Raw genomic sequence first — 23274 nt, forward strand, 5'->3', positions numbered from 1 at the left:
GGTGTGTGGGGGGGGGGGGCTCTCTCCCGCGCTCTCACACACCCCCGGGGGCGGGGGGGCGCGCGCCCCGACCCCCACCCCCACCCCGACTAGCGCGTCGAGTACACCCAGCAGCGGGTCTGCCCCGCCGACCACGACAGCGAGTGCCGCCGCCCAGCCGGCGGCACAGCCGTGCCCGGATCAGTCGCTGGCGCTGAAGGTGACAGTGGGCCAGCCGACCTACCGAGTCGGCGACCAGCCCGCGTTCGGCACCGTGATCACCAACATCTCGTCGGCGGCCTGCTCGCGCGACCTCGGGGCGGGCCCACAGTTCCTCGTCTACACCCTCGACGGGCAGCGCAGGCTCTGGGCGAGCAACGACTGCAACCAGGACGACCCGGCGGAACTGAAGACGCTCAAGGCCGGTGAACAACTCTCGTACAAGGGCACCTGGTTCGGCACCACCTCGCAGCCGCAGTGCGCGGGCGACCGCCTGCAGGTGCCGGCGGGCGCGTACATGGTGGTCGCCCAGCTCGGTGCCGTTCGCAGCGCCGCGGAGCCCTTCAACCTCGCCTCTTGATGCCGCGTTCCCGCACGCCGGTGGCATTGTGCGGGTGCGCCATAGGTCACATGTTCAAGATGGGTTGATTTGCAGTGTTCGCAGGATCGGCCACGCCGTCAATGGACATTGCCGGGGTAATAGATGATCGGCGCCGAATCGGGCGGTTGCCGGAGTTATTCCACGGCCACCATCTCGCGGGGTGCGCGGGATTTGCGGAGTTCTGCCAATCGAAGGGCCGAGCGCAGATCCCCGACCTCGTGGATACGCATCGTCCCGGTCTTGGTTTTCTCCGAACCGGGGGGAACGAGAGCGGTGGTGAACCCCAAACGCTCGGCTTCGGCCAGGCGCCTGCCGAGCCCGGTGACCTTGCGGACCTCACCCGCCAAACCGACCTCGCCGAGAATCACCCAGCCCGCGGGCAGCGCGATATCGGCCTCGGCGGACGCGATGGCCAAGGCGATGGCCAGATCGGCCGTCGGCTCCAGCAAGCGCATGCCGCCGACGGTCGCCGCGTACACATCGTGCTTGCCGAGGAAGACCCGTCCTCGGCTCTGTAGCACCGCGAGCACCATGGCGACGCGGTTGTAGTCCAGCCCGCTCACGGCCCGGCGCGGCTGCGGAATCTCGGTCTTGACGGTCAGCCCCTGCACCTCGGCCACCAGCGGCCGTTTGCCGTCCATCGCGACGGTCACCGCGGTTCCTGGGACGGTGTCGGTGCGGTGGTGCAGGAACAGCCCGGACGGATCGTCGACGCAGGCGATGCCGTCGTCGTGCAGTTCGAAGCAGCCCACCTCGTCGGCGCTACCGAAGCGGTTCTTGATGCCGCGAACCATCCGCAGCGACGAGTTCTTGTCACCCTCGAACTGCAGCACCACGTCCACCAGGTGCTCGAGCGTGCGCGGGCCCGCCACATTCCCGTCCTTGGTGACATGCCCGACCAGCAGCACCGCGATCCCGGTCGCCTTGGCCAGCGAGGTGAGCGCCGCGGTGACCGCGCGCACCTGGGTGACACCGCCGATCACACCGTCCACCTCCGGCGCCAGCATGGTCTGCACCGAGTCCACCACCAGCAGCGACGGCCGCACCTGCTCCACATGCCCGAGCACGATCGACAGATCCGATTCGGCCGCCAGGTACACCCGGTCGTGCACCGCCCCGGTCCGATCGGCCCGCAACCGCACCTGCCCGGCCGATTCCTCGGCGGTGACGTACAGCGCGGTCTCCTCGCGCGCCGCCGCCCACCGGAACGCGACCTCGAGCAGCAGCGTCGACTTGCCGACACCCGGCTCACCCGACAGCAGGACCACCGACCCAGGTACCACCCCGCCCCCGAGTACCCGATCGAGCTCGGTCACCCCCGTCGACCGCGCCTGCGTGACCTTGGCGTCGATCTGCGACAGCGGTGCCGCCGCTGTACTGGGCAGCATCGCCCGGCGCCCTGGCGCCGCCGTGGACGCCGAAACGGCCACCTCGTTCACTGTTCCCCAGGCGCCACAATCGGGGCACTTACCCACCCATTTGGACACCTCGTGCGTGCACGCGGAGCACCGGAAGACTGCTTTGGTCTTGGCCACAGGCGCACCCTACGGAGCAGGACCGACACAAAGAGGACCGACACAAAGAGAAGAGCCGCCGCGAAGTTCGCGACGGCTCTTTCGCACTGCTGGTCTCAGTGACCGCCGCCCGCACCCTCGGGCGCGGGGCCGGACTTCTCGTTCTCGATGCGCGCGACCGCGGCGGCGTCGACCGGGACGGCCACCTGCACGGTGCCCGCGTCCTTGAAGTTGAAGGTGACGTTGTAGGTCAGGCCGGGCACGATGTCCTTGGACAGGCCGGTGATCTCGATCGTGGCCGGGTTTTTCACCGGATCGATCGACGGGGTGTCCTGGCCGGCTGCGGCAGTTGTCGGCGCGGCAGTTGTCGGCGCGGCCGTGGTGGTCGGCGCCGCCGTGGTGGTGCCGTGGTGATCGTCGGCCGCGGCGGGCTTGGTCTCGCCCGTGCCGACGACCACGGTCTGCTGGGGCTTCAGCACGAACTTGGCGTCGCCGCCCGGCCCGGTGATCTTGACCTGGCCCAGGTCGGTGCTGACGCTGGTCAGCTCGTCGGTGACGGTCTCGCTGGTGTTGATGATCGACAGCGCGATCACCGCCTTGCCGCCCTTGTCGTGCTCGGCGGTGGCCTCGGGGTACACGATGTGCACGTTGCGCAGGGCGATGTCGCCGACATTGGCGTGGTTGCCGTTGATGGCGGCGGCCTGCGACGAGGTCTGGGTGATCTGGCCGGCACTGCAGCCGGTCAGGGCGATACCCGCGGCAGCGGCGAGCGCGGCAACCGTCGCCATGCGACGTCGCGCCGACAGGGCGGTCACAGCTTTCAGGGCAGTCACGGTTTGTCCTCCATGTCGACCGGGCTCACTCCGTCCACAAGGGGATCGGAGGTTAGTAACTAGGCAGCGTAGTAGTTCACTTCGCGCGGGTGACGTTCGGGCTCGCGACGCGCGGGTGCGGAAGTAACAGTTCGGTGTCTCGAGCGCGTTTGCCGGATCGATGCCGGGTTCCCGACGCGCGATAACCGGTCGCTATGCTGGTGGTTAACCCGTTCTGGCGCAACACAATGCACACCGATTCTGTATTGTCAACCCCTGCGATGGCCTCGTTGTGGCCCTGACCTGCACAGTTGATCGCGCCGTTATCGAGTCGCATGTTAAACTGTGAACATCGAAAGGGGCACGGGACACATGATTTTTAAGGTCGGAGACACCGTCGTTTACCCCCACCACGGAGCGGCGCTGATCGAAGCAATCGAGACCCGCACCATCAAGGGTGTGCAGAAAGAGTATCTGGTCCTGAAGGTTGCGCAAGGCGACCTGACCGTTCGGGTTCCCGCAGAGAACGCTGAATACGTCGGCGTCCGTGACGTCGTCGGCCAGGAAGGTCTCGACCGCGTCTTCCAGGTGCTGCGCGCGCCACACACGGAGGAGCCGACCAACTGGTCCCGCCGTTACAAGGCCAACCTCGAGAAACTCGCCTCCGGCGATGTGAACAAGGTAGCCGAAGTGGTTCGTGACCTGTGGCGTCGTGAGCAGGACCGCGGCCTGTCCGCCGGTGAGAAGCGGATGCTTGCCAAGGCTCGTCAGATCCTCGTCGGTGAGCTCGCGCTCGCCGAGGGCACCGACGACGGCAAGGCTGAATCGCTGCTCGACGAGGTCCTCGCCGCGGCTTCCTAGAAATTTGAACAAGTGCGACCTGTCGTAGCACTGGTCCCTGCCGCCGGTCGTGGCGTGCGCCTGGGTGAACCCACCCCGAAGGCGTTCGTTCCGGTCGGCGGCACACCTATGGTCCGGTTGGCCGTCGACGGTCTGATCGCGTCCGGTGCGGTGCACCGGGTTGTCGTGGTCGTGCCCGCCGATCTGGTCGAGGCCGCATCCGCGCTGCTGTCCACCACCACCTCGCTCACCGGCGGTTCGATGCCCCCTGTGCCGGTGCAGGTGGTCGTGGGCGGCGCCGAGCGCACCGATTCGGTGCGTGCCGGCATCACTGCCGCACCCGACGCCGCGTTCTACCTCGTGCACGATGCCGCACGCGCGCTCACGCCACCGGAGCTGATCGCGCGAGTGGCCGCCGAGCTCCAGGCAGGTAGCCAGGCCGTGGTCCCCGCGTTGCCCGTGGTCGACACCGTGAAATCGGTGGACGACGCGGGCGTCGTCACCGGCACCCCCGATCGCGCCCACCTGCGCGCCATCCAAACCCCCCAGGGCTTCGCCGCCGACCTGCTGCGCCGCGCCTACGCCACCGACGTGGGCGCCACCGACGACGCGGGCCTGGTCGAACGCCTCGGTGTCGCCGTGCAGACAGTCCCGGGTGACCCACTGGCATTCAAGATCACCACCCCCCTCGACCTGCACCTGGCCGAGGCGCTCCTCGGCAACGGGTCCCCGGCCGCCGGGCGGCCCGCCGAGCAGGCGGTTGCCCGATGAGAGTCGGCATCGGCAGCGACGTGCACCCCATCGAGCCGGGACGCCCCTGCTGGATGGCCGGTCTGCTGTTCGCCGACGCCGACGGTTGCGCGGGCCACTCCGACGGTGACGTCGCCGCCCACGCCCTCTGCGATGCCCTGCTCTCCGCCGCTGGTCTCGGCGACGTCGGCGCTGTCTTCGGGGTCGGCCGTCCCGAATGGGCCGGCGTCACCGGCGCCGCCATGCTCACCGAGGTCCGCAGGCTGCTGGCCGAGGAGGGCTTCGAAGTCGTGAACGCCGCGGTGCAGGTCATCGGTAATCGCCCGAAGATCGGCCCCCGCCGCGCCGAGGCGCAAAAAGTCCTCGGCGAACTCCTCGACGCCCCTGTTTCGGTGTCCGGAACCACGACGGACGGTCTCGGTCTGACCGGCCGCGGCGAGGGAATCGCCGCCATCGCCACCTGTCTGATCGCAGCGTGTTCGTAGCCCCGACGGGCCCCTGAATCTTTCCTACCGCGCAGTGCCTTCTCGCCGATTCGATCAGCCGTTCCATAAACCACGGCGCCACGAACCGGCCGGTCAACCCCACCACAATCCCACCGACTAGGATCGAATGCCGTGACCTTGCGCCTTTTTGACACCGACACGCGGACCATGCGGGAATTCACCCCGCTGGTCCCCGGCCGTGCCTCGGTGTATCTGTGTGGGGCCACCGTGCAGGGTCAGCCCCATATCGGTCATGTGCGCAGTGGCGTCGCCTTCGACGTGCTGCGTCGCTGGTTGCTCGCGCACGACTACGACGTGCGGTTCATCCGCAATGTCACCGATATCGACGACAAGATCCTGAACAAGGCCGCCGAAGCGGGCAGGCCGTGGTGGGAATGGGCCGCGACCCACGAGCGCGCTTTCGACTCCGCCTACGAAACCCTCGGCGTGCTGCCGCCATCGGCCGAACCGCGCGCCACCGGTCACATCACCCAGATGGTCGACCTGATGCAGCGCCTGATCGAGCGCGGCCACGCCTACGCCGCCGACGGCGATGTGTATTTCGACGTGATGAGCTGGCCGAATTACGGCGAGCTGTCGGGCCACCGCCTCGACGACGTGCACCAGGGCGAAACCCCGACCCGCTGCAAACGTGATCCCCGTGACTTCACGCTGTGGAAGGCCGCCAAGCCCGGCGAGCCGAGCTGGCCATCGCCCTGGGGCCCCGGTCGCCCCGGCTGGCATCTGGAATGCTCCGCGATGGCCGAGTTCTATCTCGGCGCGGAATTCGATATCCACTGCGGTGGAATGGATTTGATTTTCCCGCACCACGAGAACGAGATCGCCCAGTCCAAAGCGGCAGGCGACGGTTTCGCGCGTTACTGGCTGCACAACGGCTGGGTGACGATGGGCGGGGAGAAAATGTCGAAGTCACTCGGCAATGTGCTCTCGGTGCCGAATGTTCTCACCCGGGTGCGCCCGGTAGAATTGCGTTTCTACTTGGGCAGCGCGCATTACCGCTCGATGCTCGAATACTCCGACAAGGCACTCGACGACGCGGTCGCCTCGTATCAGCGCATCGAAGCCTTCGTGCAGCGAGTGCTGGACCGAGCGGGCGAAGTGCCGGTCGGAAAATGGACCGACGGATTCGCCGCCGCGATCGACGACGATCTGGCAGTGCCCAAGGCACTCGCCGAAATCCACCACGTGGTGCACGAGGGCAATCGCGCGCTGGAAGCGGGTGCGGTGGAGACCGCGGTCGAACTGGCCGGTCAAGTGCGGGCGATGCTGGGAATTCTCGGCGTCGACCCGCTCGACGAACACTGGTACACCCCCGCCGACAATTCGGCGGCGATCGATGCGCTCGACGTGCTCGTCCGCACGGAGCTGGATCGCCGGGCGAACGCGCGGGCCGACAAGAACTGGGCAGAAGCCGATGCCGCACGGGATCGGCTCATCGCCGCGGGTATCGAGGTAACCGATACCCCGCAGGGGCCGGAATGGTCGCTGGGCGCATCGAGCGGAAAGGCGAACTGATGGCAGGCAATTCACAGCGACGCGGAGCGGTACGTAAGGGCGGCACCAAGAAGGGGCAGGTCGCCGGTTCCGGTGGCAAGCACCGCCGCGGGCTGGAGGGCAGGGGCGCGACCCCGCCTGCCGTCGCGCGCACCAAGCACCCCGCCGCCAAGCGGGCCCGAGCGGCCGAGAAGGCCAAAGCCAATGCCGCACAGGGCCGTCCGACCGGTAAGTCCGGTGTGCCGCGCGTCGGCCGTAAGTCCGACGAGGGTCCCGAGTTGGTGCTCGGCCGCAACCCCGTGCTCGAGTGTCTACGCGCCGACGTGCCCGCGACCGCCCTGTACGTGGCGGTCGGCACCGAGAACGACGACCGGCTCTCGGAGAGCGTGCAGCGCGCCGCCGATATGGGCATCTCCATCCTCGAGGTGCCGCGCACCGATCTGGATCGGCTCAGTGCCAATGGTTTGCACCAGGGCGTCGCCCTGCAGGTGCCGCCGTACCGCTACGCCCACCCCGACGACCTGATGGACCGGGTGAAGTCCACCGCCGAGCCCGCGCTGCTGGTCGCGCTGGACAACATCACCGACCCGCGCAACCTCGGCGCCGTCATCCGCTCGGTGTCCGCGTTCGGCGGGCAGGGCGTGGTGATCCCGCAGCGTCGCAGCGCGAGTGTCACCGCAGTGGCATGGCGTACCAGCGCCGGTGCCGCCGCCCGGCTGCCTGTCGCGCGGGCCACCAATCTGACTCGCACGCTGAAGGATTGGGCCGCCAACGGCATCCAGATCGTCGGCCTCGACGCCGATGGTGACACCACCCTCGACGACTTCGACGGCAGTGTCCCGACAGTCGTCGTCGTCGGCTCCGAGGGCAAGGGCCTCTCGCGCCTCGTGCGCGAGAACTGCGATTCGATCCTGAGCATCCCGATGGCGGGTCCGGTCGAGTCCCTCAACGCCTCGGTCGCCGCGGGCGTCGTCCTCGCCGACATCGCGAGGCAGCGCCGTCTGGGCTGAGTCCGCGCGGTTGACGGGCAAAACTGCTCTGTCACCGTACAATTCGTGCTGTGGCGATCCCTAATCAGCCGATCGGTGAGACGGTCGAGCACCCGCAGGCCAACCTGATCCTTGTCCTCGGGCTGCTCAGCCCGTTCTGCTGCGGGATCTTCGGGCCGGTCGCGTGGGTGCTCGGCAAGCGGGCACTCAACGAGATCGACGCGTCCTACGGCGCGCTCAGCGGCCGCTCGCAGGTGGTGATCGGCTACATAGCGGGCATTGTCGGCACGATCCTCATGCTGATGTTCGCACTGCTGTATCTGGCCGGTTCCTGCAACGGGAACTTCTGAGTTCAGTCCAGGCTCGGGCGCTCGCCGGGAGCGTCCCAGGCCGGCCATTCGCCGCTGACGCTGCCGGTCCAGTTCGGCGGGCGGCGCTCCTTGAACGCCACCATCGCCTCACCACCGTCGACGCTCTTGGCAACGTGCGCGTTGAGCTCGGATTCGAGCTGCCCGACCACTGTGGGCGTCATGCCGAGGCTCTCCCAGATCAGCCGCTTGGTCAGCGCGACCGGCAGGGGAGCGGTCCCGGTGGCGATATCGTGGGCCACTGCCATGGCCGTCATCAGGATTTCGTCGGCGGGCAGCGAGGCATTGGCCAGGCCGAGCGACTTGGCTTCGTCACCGTCGAACGTGCGCCCGGTGAGCATGATGTCGGCGGCATTGGCCAGCCCGGCCAGTCGCGGCACCGTCCAGTGCGCGAACCCGTCGGCGAGCACCCCGCGACGCACCTGGTTCAGCCCGTACACCGCGTCGCGAGCGAAATACCGCAGGTCGCATTGCAAAGCCAGCGCCAGGCCTATGCCGACCGCATGCCCGTTCACCGCGGCGATCACCGGCTTGCGGACCTGCCAGGGCGGCGGATCGAGCGTCGCGCTCACGTCGCCACCGCGCGCGGCCAGATCCGCGCCCGCGCAGAAGGCCGGTGGGGTGCCGGTAATGACCACGGCGCGGATCGCGTCCTCGATATCGCAGCGTCGTAGCGCGGCGCTCAGCTCGGCGGCCATCGTCGGGGTGACGGCGTTCTGCTTGGCAGGCCGGTTGAGCGTCAACAAGGCGACGCCGCCTTCGACATCGACGAGCAATTCCGAACTCATGGGACCGAATCGTACTAGCGACCGGCCAGCAAGTGTCTGCCGATCGCATACTTGTGCACTTCCGTCGGACCGTCGTAGAGCCGGAACGCCCGCATATCCCGGAACAACATCTCCACCACCGTCTCGTCGCTGATCCCGATTCCGCCGAGCACCTGCACACACCGGTCGGTGACCTTGAACAGCTCCTCGGACACGTACGACTTCGCCATCGAAGACTCGTGCCTGGCCTGCTGCCCCTGGTCCATCAGCCAGCAGGCGTGCCAGATGGTCAGCCTGCACTGGTGCAGCGCCACCTCGTTGTCGGCGAGCATGAACGACACGCCCTCGTGTTCGCCGATCGGCTTGCCGAAGGCGGTGCGGGTGCGCGCGTAGTCCAGCGCGATGGACTGGGCGCGGGCGGCGGCGCCGAGCCAGCGCATGCAGTGGGTCAGCCGGGCGGGTGCCAGCCGCAATTGCGCGTACCGCAGGGCTTGTCCGGTGCGGCCGAGCACGGCGGTCGGCGGCAGCGTGAGGTTGTCGAACCGCACCACCGCGTGCCCGCCGACGTAATTGCGGTCCATCGTGTTCATGATCCGCTCGATCACGATGCCCGGCGCGTCACCTTCGGTGATGAACAGGGTCGGGCCCGCGGGCAGGTGCGGGTTCTCGGCGAGCAGGGCCATGATGATCCAGGTCTTGGCGCCGTCGGCCCCGGTGATCAACCATTTGAGACCGTTGATCACGAAGTTCTCGCCGTCGAAGATCGCCTCGGTGCTGAGCTGCCCGGGATCCGACCCGGCCCCACCGGGTTCGGTCATCGCGAAAACCGAGCGCTGCTCGCCCCGGATCACCGGCATCAGGTACTGGTCGACCTGCTCCGGATCGGCGATCTTGCCGAGCAGAAACATGTTTCCCTCGTCGGGCGCGGCGCAGTTCATGGCGACCGGCCCGAGCGTCGACCAACCCGCCGCCTCGTACACCAGTGCCTGCTCGACGTGGCTGAGTCCGAGCCCGCCGTATTCCACCGGCGCCTGCACGGTCAGCAGCTTCTCGGCGCGGGCCAGCTCCACGAGTTCGGCCCGTAGTTCGTCGGTCGGGCCGTGCGCGGTGAGGCGGGGATCGCGCTCGAACGGCACGATCTGCTCGACGACGAAGTTCCGAACCCGGTCACGCAGGGCGGCGAGATCGTCCGGCACAGAGAAATCGATCATGAACCGATTGTGTTCTATCGGTTCAGCGCGCGGGTGCGAGTTGCCGATTGCGATGGCCGACTACTCGGCACACCAGGTAGATGCTGAACGAGATCGCGGTGACGAAGGTCGACACCGGAACTCCGGGGGCCAGCGACAGCAGCAGCCCGCCGACCGCGGCGACCTCGGCGAAGATCACCGACAGCACGGTCGCCCGCATCGGGCTCGAGGTCACCTGCGCGGCCGCTGCGGCCGGGGTGATCAGCAACGCGAGCACCAGCAGCGCGCCGACGATCTGCACGCCGAACGCGGCCGTGATCCCGAGCAGCACCGCGAACACCACCGACAGCGCCCGCACCGGCACGCCACGCGCGATCGCGACCTCGGGATCGGAACTGGCGAACAACAACGGCCGATACACCACGGCCAGCACGGCGAGCACGCCCGCGGTACACGTGACCAGCAACGCGAGCCCGTCATAGCCGACGCCGGCGACCTGCCCGGTGAGCAGCGAGAACTTCGACCCGGCCCGCTCCGGCGCGAGCCACAGGAACAGCACCGACAATCCGAGCCCGAACGACAGCACCACCGCGATCACCGAATCACGTTCGCGCGCACGAGAGCCCAGCCACCCGAACAGAACGGCCGCGACCACCGAACCGGCGATCGCCCCGAATCCGACCCCGACGCCGACGAGCAGCGCCGCCGACGCGCCGGTCAGCGACAGCTCGCTGGTCCCGTGTACCGCGAACGACATCTGCCTGGCGACGATCAGCGGCCCGATCAGCCCGGCCAGCAACCCGAGCAGGGCACTCGCCAGCAGCGCCTGCTGCACGAAGTCGTAGCCGAGCAGATTAGCGGTGGTGCCGAAGTCGAACATCTGCTGAAAGACCTTGGTGAGCTTTTCCATCAGGCAGTACCGCCGAGCGCGTCCATGTCGTCACCGGTGCCGACCACGACCAGGCGTCCACGCACCCGCAACACCTCGACCTCGGTGCCGTACAACTCCGACAGCGTCGCCGACGTCATCACCTCGTCGGGGGTCCCGATCCGGAACCCGCCGTCGACCAGATACAGCACCCGATCCACCAGCGGCAGGATCGGATTGATCTCGTGCGTCACGAACAGCACCGCCGTGTCGTGTTCGCGGCGGCGTTTGTCGACCAGTTCGGCCACCAGCCGCTGATTCGCCATATCCAGGCTCAGCAACGGTTCGTCACACAGCAGTACCGACGGATCGCCCACCAGCGCCTGCGCGACCCGCAACCGCTGCTGCTCACCGCCGGACAACGTCTCCAGCGGCGCATGCGCGAACGACCCGGCACCCACCGCGGCGATGGCGCTGTCGACCTTCTCGGCACGGCTGCGCCGACCACGCCAGCCGAGCCCCCACCGGTGCCCGTCCACGCCGAGTCCCACCAGATCGATTCCGCGCAGCTGCACCCCGGCGTCGATGGTCTTCTGCTGCGGGATGTAGCCGATGCCCGGATTGCCGACCCCGGCGCGCCGTCCCGCGATCTGTGCGCTGCCCGAGCTCAAGGCGAGCGTGCCGAGCAGCACCCGCAGCAGCGAGGTCTTGCCGGAGCCGTTGGGACCGAGGACGGCGATGAACTCACCCGGGCGCACGTCGAGATCGAGGTCGTGCCAGAGGGTGCGGTCGCCGAAGGCCATGGTCGCCGCGCGCAGCCGGATCGCCGCGTCGACGGCATCGACGTCGGGCGCGGTGGTGGTTTCCGACAGTGCGGTTGCCTCGGTCATCGGCGTCCTCAGCGCAGGGCCGCGGCGAGCGCCTTGGCGTTGGCGGTCTGCCACTGGATGTAATCCATTCCGGCGGGCAGGGTTTCGGTGACCTCGACCACAGCGATGCCGGCGGCCTGTGCGGTGGCCCGCAGGTCCTGGGTGATCTTGTCCTCGGTCTGGGTGTTGTAGATCAGTGCCTTGACCTGCTTGCCGGTGATCAGGTCGCGAGTGCTGGCGACGGCGGCCGGTGCCGGGTCGGTCTCCTGCTCGATCGCTTCCTGGAACTCGTGCGGGGTCTTGTCCTGCGCGGTCGCGGCCACCAGCAGGTAGTGCGCGAGGGGCTCGGACTGGGCGACCGGCGCGTTCGGGGTCTGGGTGGCGATGGTGCCGGTGATGGTGCTGACGCCGATCAGCTGATTCTTGAAGGCGACCGCGCGCTCGGCGTAGGCATTCGCGTGGGCGGCGTCGACCCGGCCGAGCTCGGCGGCGATCCGGTCGGCGACGGCGGCGACGGTGCTCACGTCGTACCAGACGTGCTCGTTCTCGTCGCCCTTGTTCGCGCGCTGATCGAAGGCCACGACGGTCCGCTTGTCCTTGCCCGAGATGGCCTTCTCGATGAACTCGTCGTAGTGGCCGCCGTTGAACACCACCAGATCCGCGTCGCTGATCTTGGCGGTATCGGTGGCCGAGGTCTCGAACGAGTGCGGGTCGGCGGCGGGATCGCTGATGATCGAGGTCACTTGCGCATCCGGCCCGGCGACGGCGGTCGCGACCGAACCCCACACATTGGTGGAGGCGACGATCTGCGGGGCACCGGAATCGGTGGAGCTGGTGCCGCAGGCGCTGAGGACGACCACGGCCGCCACCCCTGCCGTGAGACCGGCGAACAAGCGGGCGAATCGAGGGTTCACGCGGCACTCCTGGCGATGCTGGCGAGCAAGCTCTAGATCATAATGGAAATCGTTACCGTTTTAGATTAGCAGCTACGAATACCCAGTACGAACCGCATCGAAAAGCCGGGCTCGAAATTCGAACCCGGCTTTATCGAGTGCCGTCAGACCAGGGCGTTGACCGGCTGGCTCAGGAGCTGAGCGCAGCGCAGCAGGCCCAGGTGGCTGTAAGCCTGGGGGTGATTACCGAGGGAACGCTCGGCGACGGGGTCGTATTCCTCGCTGAGCAGGCCGGTGGGGCCCGCCGCCGCGACGAGCTGAGCGAAGAGTGCCTCGGCATCGGAGCGCCTGCCGATCAGCAGGTAGGCCTCCACCAGCCAGGCGGCACACAGGTGGAAGCCACCTTCGCCGCCGGGCAGGCCGTCGTCGTGGTGGTAGCGGTACACCGTCGCACCACTGCGCAGCTCGGCCTCGGTGGCCACCACCGTCGCGGCGAAGCGCGGGTCGGCGGGGTCGATCAGGCCGCTCAGGCCGATGTGCAGGGTGGCCGCGTCGAGGTCGGTGCCGTCGTAGGCGGCGGTGTAGGACTGGACCTCGTCGTTCCAGCCCTTCGCCTTCACCTCGTCGGCGATCGTGTCGCGCAGCGTCACCCAGTCGGGATCGGCGGGGCGGTCGAAGCGCTCCGCCAGGGTCAGGGCGCGGTCGATGGTGAGCCAGCCCATCACCTTCGAGTACACGTGGTGGCGCGGATTGCCGCGGATCTCCCAGATGCCGTGGTCGGGTTCGGTCCAGCGACGCTGCACCGCCGACACCATGGCGTGCACGAGTTCCCAGTCGGCGTCCGGCAGGGCCTTGGCCGGGGAGGTGATGCCCTGACGCTCGCGTTCGTGCGACATCGAGGTGATCAGGTCGACGATCGGCCCGAACACGTCGAGCTGCACCTGCATATTGGCCGCGTTGCCCACCCGCACCGGCCGCGAACCGGCATAACCGGGCAGCGCGTCGATCACGGCTTCGGGCGGCAGCGTCTCGCCGTAGATCGTGTACAGCGGGTGCAGGCGCTCCGGCCCCGGCAGGGTGTCGAGCACCTTGTGTACCCAGCCGAGGAATTCGTCGGCCTCGGTCAGTGAGCCCAGCGTCACCAGTGCCTGCGCGGTCAGCGACGCGTCACGCAGCCAGCAGTAGCGGTAGTCCCAGTTGCGCACGCCGCCGATGTCCTCGGGCAGCGAGGTGGTGGCCGCGGCCAGGATCGATCCCGACGGGCGATGCACCAGCCCGCGCAGTGTGAGCGCCGAACGCTTCATCAGATCCGGCTTGAGCGGTGGCAACTGCAACCCGGCCGCCCACTGCGACCAGTACTGCTCGGCGAGCTGGCGGCGCTGCGGCTCCGGCGTCATCGAGGGTGCGAGATCGGCTGTCCCGCATCGCAATTCGAGCACGACCGGCCCGAGCGACGGATCGACCACCGCGCGCGCCTGCTCGTTGATGCCATCGGAGAGGATCTCCCACACCACGCCGGGGGAGCGCAGCACCATCGGATCGTTGGTGCCGCTGACCTGAATTCCGTTGTGCACAGACTCCATTCGCACCGGCACCTGACCGAACTCCGGCTGTGGCGCGAAGGTGACAACGGCCTTCGCGCTGCCGGAGATCACCCTGGTCAGGTCGGTGCGATCGGGGGCCACGTCGTGTGGCAGGTAGTCGGCCACTTGCAAACTGGCCCAGCGTGTTTCGACCGTCATCGTGCCGTCCACATATCGCTGCGACAGCGGCAGGCTCGGCCGCTCCGGTGCCACCGTGAAGTGCCCGGCCGCCGCGCCGCCGAGCAGGTGCGCGAACACCGCCGCCGAATCCGGCTCGGGATGGCAGAACCAGGTGACCGTCGCGTCGGGGGTGAGCAGCGCGACCGAGCGCGGGCTGGCGAGCATGCTCAGCCGCTCGATCCGCGGTGCGCTCGCCCCGGCCAGCCAGGTGCGCCGCTCCTCGACCAGGAACGCCAGCGCGCGTGCCACGTCCTCGGTGGAGTCCACGTGCAGCTTGGCGATGGTCTCGCCCTCGCCGACCTTGATGCCCACATCGGGTCCCGACAGCACCCGGAACGCCTTCTCGTCGGTCACGTCGTCGCCGAAGAACACTGCGGCGGAAGCGCTTTCCTGATGGCGGATGGTGTCGAGCGCGGTGCCCTTGTCGGTCGGGATCACCGCGAGCTCGATCACCGCCTTGCCCTCGGTCACCTGCACGCCCACCCAGCAGGCCGGGCCCTGGCGTGCGGAAGTCAGTGCGCGCCTGCCGATTTCGGGGCTGGCGTTACGCACGTGCAGCGCGGCGCTGGCCGGCTTCATCTCGACGGTCACACCCGGGTTCTCGGCGGCGATCTTGGAGAACGCGGAATTGATCTCCGTCAGTAGCTGTTTGGCGTCGTTGTCGATCGCGTGCACGAAGCCGACGTCGAATTCCGAGCCGTGACTTCCGATCAGCTGCACCTCGACCGGCAGGCGCGACAGCGCGGCCAGATCGCGTAGCGCTCTGCCGGAAATCACCGCCGCGGTAGTGTTCGCCAACCCCGCCAGCGCGCGTAGCGCGCTCACCGATTCCCGCTGGGGAAACGCTTTCGACGGGTCGGACACGATCGGGGCGATTGTCCCGTCGTAGTCCGAGGCAACCAAGAGCCGTGGCACGCGCGCAACCGACGCCAGTGCACGGCGGACATCCAAGGGCAGTTCCTGTGCGCTCACGCATCCAACCTAGTGATGGGAGGAGTTGATCAGGGGGCGCGAAAAACAATACTGCGTCAATTTTGCCGCGCGAGCGGCGCGGCAGGTTGTGCGCACCATCCCCGGTCGATTGCTCGCGACCTTACGGCAAATTCCGGACCCGCGGCCTGCCGCCGTAGGCCGGATCCGCCGAGCTCACCGGGCGTATGGCGGCGCGGGCGAGGCGCGCGGGGCCGGTAGATGCGATGTTTCGCATATGCGACGTCGGCTATGCATCTTCCTACTGGAAGTCGCACAGCCGACGTGTGTCAACAGCGATGGGCGATTTGTGATGATGCGCCGGTACGAAATGCCGGGTTGCTGGGTTATCCGCGATCGCCCAGCAACAGGTCGACGGTGAGCTCCAGCCGTTCCGTGACATCGGTCGCGGACGCCCGCCGGGTGAGCCAGGCCACCAGGTTCGACAGCCACACATCGGAGATGACGCGGGCGATCGCGAGCTGACGGTCGTCGGGTTCGCCGTCGCTCATCGCGCGGGCGAAGACCCGGTCCATCACCTTGCCGACCCGATCGACCTCCGCGGCGGCCGAGGCGTCGGCGAACATGAACGCGCGCGTCATCGCCTCGGTGAGCAGCGGGTCGCGCTGCATCATCCGGGTGATCTGGGTGAGCAGGCCGTGCATCCGTTCGGACGGGCCGTCGCCGGGTAGCGGCTTGCGCTTGCCCTCGAACATCTCGAATTCCCTGGCCAGCGCCGAGACGAGCAGGTGCACCTTGGAGGGGAAGTAGCGGTACAGGGTGCCGACGGCGACATCGGCGCGCTCGGCGACCGCACGCATCTGCACGGCGTCGTAGCCGCCCTTGGAGGCCAGCGCGAGGGTGGCGTCGAGGATGCGCTTGCGCCGGTCGCGCTGCGCGCTGGAGCTGAGCTCTTCCTCGGACAGCGTGGTCACGGTGGGCGTTGGTGCGGGACTGTCCATCGTGGAAACCCTTTCGCTTCAGTGAAATTTCGTCGGCCGGGCCGCGCGAAAAGCGTGGCGCGAGTGTAGCGCTCTTGACTTATGCCCGGCCCAGATATTAGAACATGTTCTAGGAGTGGGAACCACGCCGGAAGGGCGGATCTTCTTGTGACCATCGCCACCACTGACGAGCATAAAGCCGTCGCGGCGTCGCTGCGGGGCTGGGCGAGTACGGTCGCGCCGATTGAAACAATGCGGGCAGGCGGTTCGGGCGCCTGGCGCGACTACTGGCCCGCGCTCGGTGAGTTCGGGCTGTTCGAAGTCGCGCTATCCGAGGACAATGGCGGGCTCGGCGGCACGGTCGCCGACCTCGCTGTGATGCTCGAGCAGACCGGCGACGACCTGGTCGGCGGTCCGGTACTGGCGACCGCGCTGGCCGGACTGATCACCAAGGGCGCGCTCGCCGCGGGTGCGCCGTGCGCGGTCGCGGTGCCCGGCGACGAGCAGGCGGCGAAGGCCGCTGCCACCGATGCGGGCTGGAGTGTCACCGGCACTTGGGATTTCGTCTACGGCGCCGATGCCGATACGCAGGTGCTGGTGTCGGCCAACACCGTCGACGGCGTCCGCTGGCTGCTGATTCCGGCTGCGGCGGTGACGATTACGCCGCTGACGCAGGGCGATCACACCGTGTCGCTGGCCCGGGTGAGCGCCACCGAGGTGGTGGTCCCCGCTGAGCACGGCTTCGCGCCCACCGCCGATGTCACCGATCTCTTCGTGGCGCTCGCGGTGTCGGAACTGGCGGGCGTGGCAGGCTGGTGTCTGCGCACCGCCGTCGAATATGCCCGTGTCCGTGAACAATTCGGCAAACCGATCGGCAGCTTCCAGGCGATCAAGCACCTGTGTGCCTGGATGCTGTGCCGCACCGAGCTGATCCGCGCCGTCGCCGCCGACGCCGCCGCCGCGATCGACGAGGGTGGTGAGGAGCTCCCGATCGCCGCCGCTGTCGCCGCGTCGGTGGCACTGGATGCCGCGGTCGACAACGCCAAGGACGCCATCCAGGTGCTCGGCGGTATCGGCTTCACCTGGGAGCACGACGCGCACTTCTACCTGCGCCGGGCGAGCTCGCTGCGCCAGCTCCTCGGTGGTTCGGCGCGCTGGCGTGCCCGCGTCGCCGAGCTCACCAGGGCCGGTCAGCGCCGCACCACCGGCGCCGAACGGGTGCTCGGCGACGCCGCCGTGGACTCCGAGCTGGCCGCCGAGATCGCGTCCATCGCCGCCCTCGACCCGGCGGACCGCTCGCGCGCGCTGGTGGAGGCGGGCCTGGTGATGCCGCACTGGCCACGGCCCTACGGCCGCGCCGCCGATCCGATGACCTGTCTGCAGATCGCCGAACAGCTGCGCCGCGTCGACCTGGCGGTCCCCGACCTGGCCATCGCGGGCTGGGCCGTGCCCACGCTGTTGCGCTTCGGCTCCGAGGAGCAGATCGAACGCTTCGTCTGGCCGACCCTGCACGGCGAGGTCATCTGGTGTCAGCTGTTCAGCGAGCCCGGCGCGGGCTCCGACCTCGCCGCCCTGCGCACCACCGCCGAGAAGGTCGACGGTGGCTGGGTGCTGCGCGGGCAGAAGGTGTGGACCTCGCTCGGTTCCACCGCGAACTGGGGCATCTGCCTGGCCCGCACCGATCCGTCCGCGGCCAAGCATCGCGGTATCAGCTACTTCCTCGTCGATATGCGCGCCGCGGGCGTGCAGGTGCGGCCGCTGGTGCAGATCACCGGCGAGGACCGGTTCAGCGAGGTCTTCCTCGATGACGTGTTCGTGGCCGACGACTGCCTGGTCGGCGCGCTGAACAACGGCTGGAAGATCGCGCGCACCACGCTGTCGGCCGAACGGGTCGCCATGGGTGGCGGCGGCATCGGCGGCGCGCTCGAAGCCCTGCTCGACCGTTTCCCGGTCGGCGGATGGGGAACAGAGCTGCGTGAGGACCGTTTCGGCGCACTGATCACCTCTTCGATTGCTGGATCATTGCTGGAACAGCGAATCGCGGTGGCGACGATGGCGGGTGTCGACGCGGGTGCACAAGCGGGTGTCCGCAAACTGGTCGGCGTCCGGCATCGGCAAGAGCTGGCGGAATACGCGCTGGAACTTGTCGGCCAAGAAGGTTCACTGGACAGCGATGCTCTGAAAGAATTCCTGCTTACCCGGTGTCTCTCGATTGCGGGCGGTACCGAGCAGATCCTGTTGACCGTGGCCGCCGAACGGATTCTCGGCCTGCCGCGCGATGCGGACAGTTAGCTCGATGAGGGAGGACGCCGTGGATTTCACCCGCGACGAAAGCGCCGACGCCGTAGCCGAGGTGGTGGTAAGCCTGCTCGAACGTGAGTCGGCCAGGGATATGGCCCTGTGGCCGAGCCTGATCGACTCCGGTCTGCTCGCCGTGCCGGTACCGGAGCGATTCGGTGGCGACGGCATGGGACTACTCGAGGTGTCGGCCCTGCTCATGGAGCTGGCCACCGACGCCGCCGCGGTTCCGGCACTGCCGACCTTCGGGTTCGGTGTGCTGCCGCTGCTGGGCGTGCTGTCGGACGAATTGGCCGAGCGCGTGCTCGCCGAGGTCGGCAAGGGCATCGTGATCACCGCCGCGCTCAACGAACCGGGCGCGCCGTTCACCACCGCGCCGACCACCACGGCCGTGCGCGACGGCGATACGGTGCGGATCACCGGCCGCAAGTCCGGCGTGATCTACGCGTCGGAGGCCCGGTGGATTCTGGTGCCCACCGATGCCGGTGTGGCGCTGGTGGATTCGGTCGCGCCGGGAGTCGAGATCATCCCGGTGACGGGTTCGGCGGGCATTCCGGAGGCGACGCTGGTCCTCGACGATGTCGAGATCCCGGCCGACCAGCTGCTGCCCGACGCGCTGCCCGTCGTGCACCGCCACGCCCTCGCCTGTATCGGCGCGGTCGCCGACGGTCTGCTGAAGGGCGCGATCACGCTCACCGCCGAGCACGTGCGCACCAGGGAACAGTTCGGCAGGCCGCTGGCCGAGTTCCAGGCCGTGGCTCAGCAGATCGCCGATCTGTACGTGGTGTCGCGCACGCTGCACGTCGCGGCGGAGTCGGCGTGCTGGGCGCTGGCCCAGCCCGATCCCTCGCCCGAGCAGCAGCACCGCATCGACGAAGACCTCGACGTGCTCGCCTACTGGGCGGCCGCCGAAGTTCCGCGCGCCATGCAGAAATGTCATCACCTGCACGGTGGGCTGGGTGTGGATATCACTCACCCGATGCACCGCTATTACTCGCAAGCCAAAGACCTCGCCCGGCTACTCGGCGGAGCGAGTCTGCGGCTCGACCTTCTGGGGGCAAGATGTTCATCGATCTGACCGCCGAACAGCGGCGGTTGCGCGAAGAATTGCGTTCCTATTTCGCCGATCTCATCAGCCCGGCCGAAGCCGCGGCGATGGCAGTGGACCGGCACGGCGACACCTACCGCGAGGTGGTGCGCCGGATGGGCCGCGACGGCTGGCTCGGTGTCGGCTGGCCAAAGGAGTTCGGCGGCCAGGGTTTCGGCCCGATGGAACAGCAGATCTTCTTCAACGAGGCTGTCCGTGCCGATGTTCCGCTGCCCTTGGTCACCTTGCTGACCGTCGGTCCGACCTTGCAGAAGTACGGCACCGACGCGCAGAAGAAGAAGTTCCTGCCCGGAATCCTGTCCGGTGACATCCATTTCGCCATCGGCTATTCCGAGCCGTCGGCGGGCACCGACCTCGCCGCGCTGCGCACCACCGCGGTGCGCGACGGCGATGGTGACTGGATCGTCAACGGGCAGAAGATCTTCACCACCGGAGCCCACGAAGCCGACTACGTCTGGACGGCGTGCCGCACCGGCTCGGTCGAGTCCCGCCACCGTGGCATCACGATCCTGATCGTCGATACCAAGGACCCCGGCTACTCCTGGACCCCGATCATCACCTGCGACGGCGCCCACCACACCAACGCCACGTACTTCGACGACGTGCGGGTGCCCGCGGACATGCTGGTCGGCGAGGAGAACCGCGGCTGGCGGCTGATCACCACCCAGCTCAACCACGAGCGCGTGAGCCTTGGCCCATCGGGCAAGATCGAGCAGCTCTACGACCGTCTGCGCGACTGGTCGGCCCAGCACGGCCTGCTCGGCGAGCCCGAGGTCCGGCGTGCGCTCGGCCGGGTGCGAACCATGGTGCGGCTCAACGAATTGCTGAACTGGCAGGTGGCCGCCGCCGATACCTCCGCCGCGCAGAACGCGGTGATCGCCGACGCCTCGGCCACCAAGATCTTCTCCACCGAATCGCTGCAGGAAGCGGGTCGTGTGGTGGAGGAGATCATCGGCCGCTACGGCGACCCGGCCGAGCCCGGCACCGCCGACCTGCTCGGCTGGCTGGATCGGCGCACCAAGCAGAACCTCGTCGTCACCTTCGGTGGCGGCGTCAACGAGATCATGCGCGAACTGGTCGCCACGGCCGGGCTCGATCTGCCGCGCGTCCCCCGATGAACAAGGAGCGGCGCGTGCCGGACAGCATCACCCCTGAAGATCTCCCGGAAGCGCTGGCGAAATTGTCGGCGGCAGGGCAATCGGCGCCGCGTGCCGGACGTGACCCGGTGAACCAGCCGATGATTCACAACTGGGTCGAGGCGCTGGGCGACACCAACCCGATCTATGTCGACGCCGAAGCCGCCAGGGCGGCAGGTCATCCCGGCATCGTCGCTCCGCCCGCCATGGCGCAGGTGTGGACGATGAACGGCTTGCGCGGGGTGCGCACCGCCGACGATCCGCTCGGCTTGGCGACACAGTTGCTCGACGACGCGGGCTATACCTCCGTCGTCGGGACCAATTGTGAGCAGACCTACCACCGCTACCTGGAGCCAGGGGAGGAGGTGACGGTTTCCAGCAGGCTCTCGGAGTTCAAGGGCCCCAAGCGAACCGGGCTCGGCGACGGCTGGTTCCTGACCTTCGCCACCACCTGGTCGGTCGGCGACGAGGTCGTCACCGAAATGCTGTTCCGCATCCTGAAGTTCGCGCCGGCGACGACAGATGGGCAGACTCCGGCAACGGCGTCGGCCGACGTCGCGCCTGCTGGTCGCGTCGGCCCGGTCATCTCCCGCGATACCGAGTTCTTCTGGGCGGGAACCGAAATCGGTGAACTGCGCATTCAACGTCTTCCGGACGGCACGCTGCGCCACCCACCCGTTCCCGCGCTGTGGCAGGACAAATCGGAGACAACCGATTACGTGGTCGCCGCGGGCACCGGCACGGTGTTCAGCTTCGTCGTGCACCACGCGCCCAAGGTGCCTGGTCGCGATCTGCCCTTCGTCGTCGCCTTGGTCGAACTCGCCGAGGGGGTGCGCATGCTCGGTGAATTGCGCGGCATCGACCCCGCCGACCTCGGTATCGACCAGCCCGTCCGCGCCGCCTTCGAGAAGCTCGCCGACGGCACCGTGCTGCCGTACTGGCAGGCCGTGTGATGCCCGCCGCCGACCGCGCCGTGCCGCCGACCCGCTCCGCCCGTCCGGAAAGGACGCCACGATGACCCCCACCGTCGAACTCGCCACCGTCGCGGTGGGAACCACGTTGCCGGAGTTGGTGATCCACGCCGACCCGACCTTCGTGATCAGTACCGCCATGGCCACGCGGGATTTCCAGGATGTGCACCACGACCGCGACAAGGCAGTCGAGCGTGGGTCCACCGACATCTTCGTCAACATCCTCACCGACACCGGCCTGGTGCAGCGCTTCGTCACCGACTGGGCGGGCCCTCGCGCCTTGGTGAAGTCCATCGCCCTTCGCCTGGGTGTCCCCCTGTATGCCGGTGACACCCTGACGCTTTCCGGCACGGTCACCGAGATCAACGGCACCCAGATCACCGTCGATGTGCACGGCAGAGACAGCCTCGGCGAACACATCACCGCCACGGCCGTCATCGCCCTTCCCGATCTGGAGTCGAAATGAGCACCACTGCCCAGGCCGGTCTCTCCGGACGCGCCGCCATTGTCGGCATCGGCGCCACCGACTTCTCCAAGGATTCCGGCCGCAGCGAATTGCGGTTGGCCGCGGAAGCTGTGAGCGCCGCCCTCGCCGACGCTGGTCTCACACCCGACGATGTCGACGGACTGACCACCTTCACCATGGACACCAACACCCAGGCCGCGGTGGCAAGGGCAGTCGGCATTCCGAGCCTGAAGTTCTTCAGCCACATCGGTTACGGCGGCGGTGCCGCGTGCGCGACCGTCCAGCAGGCCGCCATGGCTGTGGCCACCGGCGTGGCCGATGTCGTGGTCGCCTACCGGGCGTTCAACGAACGGTCCGGCGCCCGATTCGGTCAGTTCTCGCCCGCGCTGGCCGCCGCGCCCACGTCATCGGGGATCGACGCGGGCTGGGCCTACCCGCAGGGTCTCGGCACGCCCGCCGCGCAGGTCGCGATGGTCGCCCGCCGCTATATGCATGTCACCGGCGCGACGAGTGCCGATTTCGGCGCGGTGGCGGTCGCCGACCGCAAGCACGCCGCGGTGAATCCCAACGCCTTCTTCTACGGCAAGCCGATCACCCTGGAGCAGCACCAGGATTCGCGCTGGATCGCCGAACCGCTGCACCTGCTCGACTGCTGCCAGGAGTCCGATGGTGGTGTGGCCATCGTGGTCACCAGCGTCGAACGCGCCCGCGACCTCCCGCAGCGCCCCGCGATCATCGCGGCCGCCGCGCAGGGCAGCGGCGCCGACCAGTACGTGATGACCAGCTACTACCGCGACGCCATGACCGGCCTGCCGGAAATGGGTCTCGTCGGCGACCAGCTGTGGGCGCAGAGCGGGCTGACCGCCGCCGATATGCAGGCCGCGATCCTCTACGACCACTTCACCCCGTTCGTGCTCATGCAGCTCGAGGAACTCGGCTTCTGCCCCCGCGGCGAAGCCAAGAACTTCATCGCCGACGGCGCCATCGAGATCGGCGGCCGCCTGCCGCTCAACACCCACGGCGGCCAGCTCGGTGAGGCGTATATCCACGGCATGAACGGCATCGCCGAAGCGGTCCGCCAGATCCGCGGTACCTCCGTCAACCAGGTAGACGCCCTGGAACGCATCCTGGTCACCGCGGGCACCGGCGTGCCGACCTCCGGGCTGGTTCTGACGTCGTAAC

General features: G+C 68.3%; 22 protein-coding genes. 13 read left to right on the top strand and 9 right to left on the bottom strand.

Annotated features, from left to right (window positions below):
- The first annotated feature begins 205 nt into the window (after positions 1-205).
- On the top strand, positions 206-559 hold the full coding sequence (locus tag ACFWPX_RS25745) for a hypothetical protein (RefSeq protein WP_378929751.1): 354 nt from the start codon (positions 206-208) through the stop codon (positions 557-559).
- Between the two features lie 155 nt (positions 560-714).
- Here the strand turns inward: ACFWPX_RS25745 and radA are convergent, their stop codons facing one another.
- Positions 715-2115, bottom strand: a complete 1401-nt coding sequence (gene radA / locus ACFWPX_RS25750; RefSeq protein WP_378929753.1) for a DNA repair protein RadA — start codon at positions 2113-2115, stop codon at positions 715-717.
- A gap of 95 nt (positions 2116-2210) precedes the next feature.
- Positions 2211-2927 (bottom strand): hypothetical protein, encoded by a 717-nt coding sequence (locus ACFWPX_RS25755; protein WP_378918416.1) that lies wholly within the window; start codon positions 2925-2927, stop codon positions 2211-2213.
- Positions 2928-3278: 351 nt separating this feature from the next.
- Between ACFWPX_RS25755 and carD the strand changes: the two genes are divergently transcribed.
- The 6 genes from carD to ACFWPX_RS25785 all read left to right on the top strand — a co-directional run bounded on the left by carD (position 3279) and on the right by ACFWPX_RS25785 (position 7835).
- Entirely contained in the window at positions 3279-3767 is a 489-nt protein-coding gene (gene carD, locus ACFWPX_RS25760; RefSeq protein ID WP_019044685.1) for an RNA polymerase-binding transcription factor CarD, read from the top strand.
- A 12-nt stretch (positions 3768-3779) separates the two neighbouring features.
- Entirely contained in the window at positions 3780-4517 is a 738-nt protein-coding gene (gene ispD, locus ACFWPX_RS25765) for a 2-C-methyl-D-erythritol 4-phosphate cytidylyltransferase (protein ID WP_378929755.1), read from the top strand.
- Positions 4514-4981: a 2-C-methyl-D-erythritol 2,4-cyclodiphosphate synthase gene (gene ispF, locus ACFWPX_RS25770; RefSeq protein WP_378708847.1), complete on the top strand. Its 468-nt coding sequence runs from the start codon at positions 4514-4516 to the stop codon at positions 4979-4981. The genes ispD and ispF overlap by 4 nt, the downstream gene beginning before the upstream one ends.
- A gap of 132 nt (positions 4982-5113) precedes the next feature.
- On the top strand, positions 5114-6517 hold the full coding sequence (cysS, locus tag ACFWPX_RS25775; RefSeq protein ID WP_378918412.1) for a cysteine--tRNA ligase: 1404 nt from the start codon (positions 5114-5116) through the stop codon (positions 6515-6517).
- On the top strand, positions 6517-7506 hold the full coding sequence (rlmB, locus tag ACFWPX_RS25780) for a 23S rRNA (guanosine(2251)-2'-O)-methyltransferase RlmB (protein WP_378918410.1): 990 nt from the start codon (positions 6517-6519) through the stop codon (positions 7504-7506). Before cysS ends, rlmB begins: the two co-directional genes overlap by 1 nt.
- A 50-nt stretch (positions 7507-7556) precedes the next feature.
- Positions 7557-7835 (top strand): DUF4190 domain-containing protein, encoded by a 279-nt coding sequence (locus ACFWPX_RS25785; protein ID WP_378913754.1) that lies wholly within the window; start codon positions 7557-7559, stop codon positions 7833-7835.
- 2 nt (positions 7836-7837) lie between these two features.
- On the opposite strand, the gene ACFWPX_RS25790 is transcribed toward ACFWPX_RS25785, so the two are convergent.
- The 7 genes from ACFWPX_RS25790 to kstR form a co-directional block, all read right to left on the bottom strand.
- Positions 7838-8641, bottom strand: a complete 804-nt coding sequence (locus tag ACFWPX_RS25790; protein WP_378929757.1) for an enoyl-CoA hydratase/isomerase family protein — start codon at positions 8639-8641, stop codon at positions 7838-7840.
- Between the two features lie 14 nt (positions 8642-8655).
- Positions 8656-9831, bottom strand: coding sequence for an acyl-CoA dehydrogenase family protein (locus ACFWPX_RS25795; protein ID WP_378913756.1), 1176 nt, complete (start codon positions 9829-9831; stop codon positions 8656-8658).
- Positions 9832-9853: 22 nt separating this feature from the next.
- Positions 9854-10720 carry a metal ABC transporter permease gene (locus ACFWPX_RS25800; RefSeq protein WP_378929759.1) on the bottom strand — a complete coding sequence of 289 codons (867 nt, stop codon included), beginning with the start codon at positions 10718-10720 and terminating at the stop codon, positions 9854-9856.
- Entirely contained in the window at positions 10720-11568 is an 849-nt protein-coding gene (locus ACFWPX_RS25805; RefSeq protein WP_378929761.1) for a metal ABC transporter ATP-binding protein, read from the bottom strand. The genes ACFWPX_RS25800 and ACFWPX_RS25805 overlap by 1 nt, the downstream gene beginning before the upstream one ends.
- Before the next feature lie 8 nt (positions 11569-11576).
- A complete protein-coding gene (locus ACFWPX_RS25810) occupies positions 11577-12461 on the bottom strand; it encodes a metal ABC transporter solute-binding protein, Zn/Mn family (RefSeq protein WP_378929763.1) in 885 nt (294 codons plus the stop codon).
- A 143-nt stretch (positions 12462-12604) separates the two neighbouring features.
- Positions 12605-15175, bottom strand: coding sequence for a trehalose-phosphatase (otsB, locus tag ACFWPX_RS25815; protein ID WP_378929765.1), 2571 nt, complete (start codon positions 15173-15175; stop codon positions 12605-12607).
- A gap of 344 nt (positions 15176-15519) precedes the next feature.
- Positions 15520-16134: a cholesterol catabolism transcriptional regulator KstR gene (gene kstR / locus ACFWPX_RS25820; protein WP_378908636.1), complete on the bottom strand. Its 615-nt coding sequence runs from the start codon at positions 16132-16134 to the stop codon at positions 15520-15522.
- Between the two features lie 147 nt (positions 16135-16281).
- Between kstR and ACFWPX_RS25825 the strand changes: the two genes are divergently transcribed.
- The 6 genes from ACFWPX_RS25825 (at position 16282) to ACFWPX_RS25850 (ending at position 23273) form a co-directional block, all read left to right on the top strand.
- A complete protein-coding gene (locus ACFWPX_RS25825; RefSeq protein WP_378929767.1) occupies positions 16282-18405 on the top strand; it encodes an acyl-CoA dehydrogenase family protein in 2124 nt (707 codons plus the stop codon).
- Positions 18406-18424: 19 nt separating this feature from the next.
- Positions 18425-19489, top strand: a complete 1065-nt coding sequence (locus ACFWPX_RS25830; protein WP_378930006.1) for an acyl-CoA dehydrogenase family protein — start codon at positions 18425-18427, stop codon at positions 19487-19489.
- A complete protein-coding gene (locus ACFWPX_RS25835; protein ID WP_378929769.1) occupies positions 19474-20637 on the top strand; it encodes an acyl-CoA dehydrogenase family protein in 1164 nt (387 codons plus the stop codon). The genes ACFWPX_RS25830 and ACFWPX_RS25835 overlap by 16 nt, the downstream gene beginning before the upstream one ends.
- A 14-nt stretch (positions 20638-20651) precedes the next feature.
- On the top strand, positions 20652-21608 hold the full coding sequence (locus ACFWPX_RS25840; protein WP_378929771.1) for a bifunctional MaoC family dehydratase N-terminal/OB-fold nucleic acid binding domain-containing protein: 957 nt from the start codon (positions 20652-20654) through the stop codon (positions 21606-21608).
- Positions 21609-21669: 61 nt separating this feature from the next.
- Positions 21670-22092 (top strand): MaoC family dehydratase, encoded by a 423-nt coding sequence (locus tag ACFWPX_RS25845; RefSeq protein ID WP_378929773.1) that lies wholly within the window; start codon positions 21670-21672, stop codon positions 22090-22092.
- Positions 22089-23273, top strand: a complete 1185-nt coding sequence (locus tag ACFWPX_RS25850; RefSeq protein ID WP_378929775.1) for a lipid-transfer protein — start codon at positions 22089-22091, stop codon at positions 23271-23273. Before ACFWPX_RS25845 ends, ACFWPX_RS25850 begins: the two co-directional genes overlap by 4 nt.
- Position 23274 lies beyond the last annotated feature (1 nt).

The sequence above is a fragment of the Nocardia sp. NPDC058518 genome (assembly GCF_042719655.1).
Classification (GTDB): Bacteria; Actinomycetota; Actinomycetes; order Mycobacteriales; family Mycobacteriaceae; genus Nocardia.

Bases quoted from the DNA above. Each gene is read 5' to 3' on its own strand.
- carD (WP_019044685.1), top strand. From the start codon at position 3,279: ATGATTTTTAAGGTCGGAGACACCGTCGTTTACCCCCACCACGGAGCG.
- kstR (WP_378908636.1), bottom strand. From the start codon at position 16,134: ATGGACAGTCCCGCACCAACGCCCACCGTGACCACGCTGTCCGAGGAA.
- ACFWPX_RS25805 (WP_378929761.1), bottom strand. From the start codon at position 11,568: ATGACCGAGGCAACCGCACTGTCGGAAACCACCACCGCGCCCGACGTC.
- ispF (WP_378708847.1), top strand. From the start codon at position 4,514: ATGAGAGTCGGCATCGGCAGCGACGTGCACCCCATCGAGCCGGGACGC.
- ACFWPX_RS25795 (WP_378913756.1), bottom strand. From the start codon at position 9,831: ATGATCGATTTCTCTGTGCCGGACGATCTCGCCGCCCTGCGTGACCGG.
- ACFWPX_RS25800 (WP_378929759.1), bottom strand. From the start codon at position 10,720: ATGGAAAAGCTCACCAAGGTCTTTCAGCAGATGTTCGACTTCGGCACC.
- ACFWPX_RS25835 (WP_378929769.1), top strand. From the start codon at position 19,474: ATGTTCATCGATCTGACCGCCGAACAGCGGCGGTTGCGCGAAGAATTG.
- rlmB (WP_378918410.1), top strand. From the start codon at position 6,517: ATGGCAGGCAATTCACAGCGACGCGGAGCGGTACGTAAGGGCGGCACC.
- ACFWPX_RS25850 (WP_378929775.1), top strand. From the start codon at position 22,089: ATGAGCACCACTGCCCAGGCCGGTCTCTCCGGACGCGCCGCCATTGTC.
- ACFWPX_RS25845 (WP_378929773.1), top strand. From the start codon at position 21,670: ATGACCCCCACCGTCGAACTCGCCACCGTCGCGGTGGGAACCACGTTG.
- ACFWPX_RS25790 (WP_378929757.1), bottom strand. From the start codon at position 8,641: ATGAGTTCGGAATTGCTCGTCGATGTCGAAGGCGGCGTCGCCTTGTTG.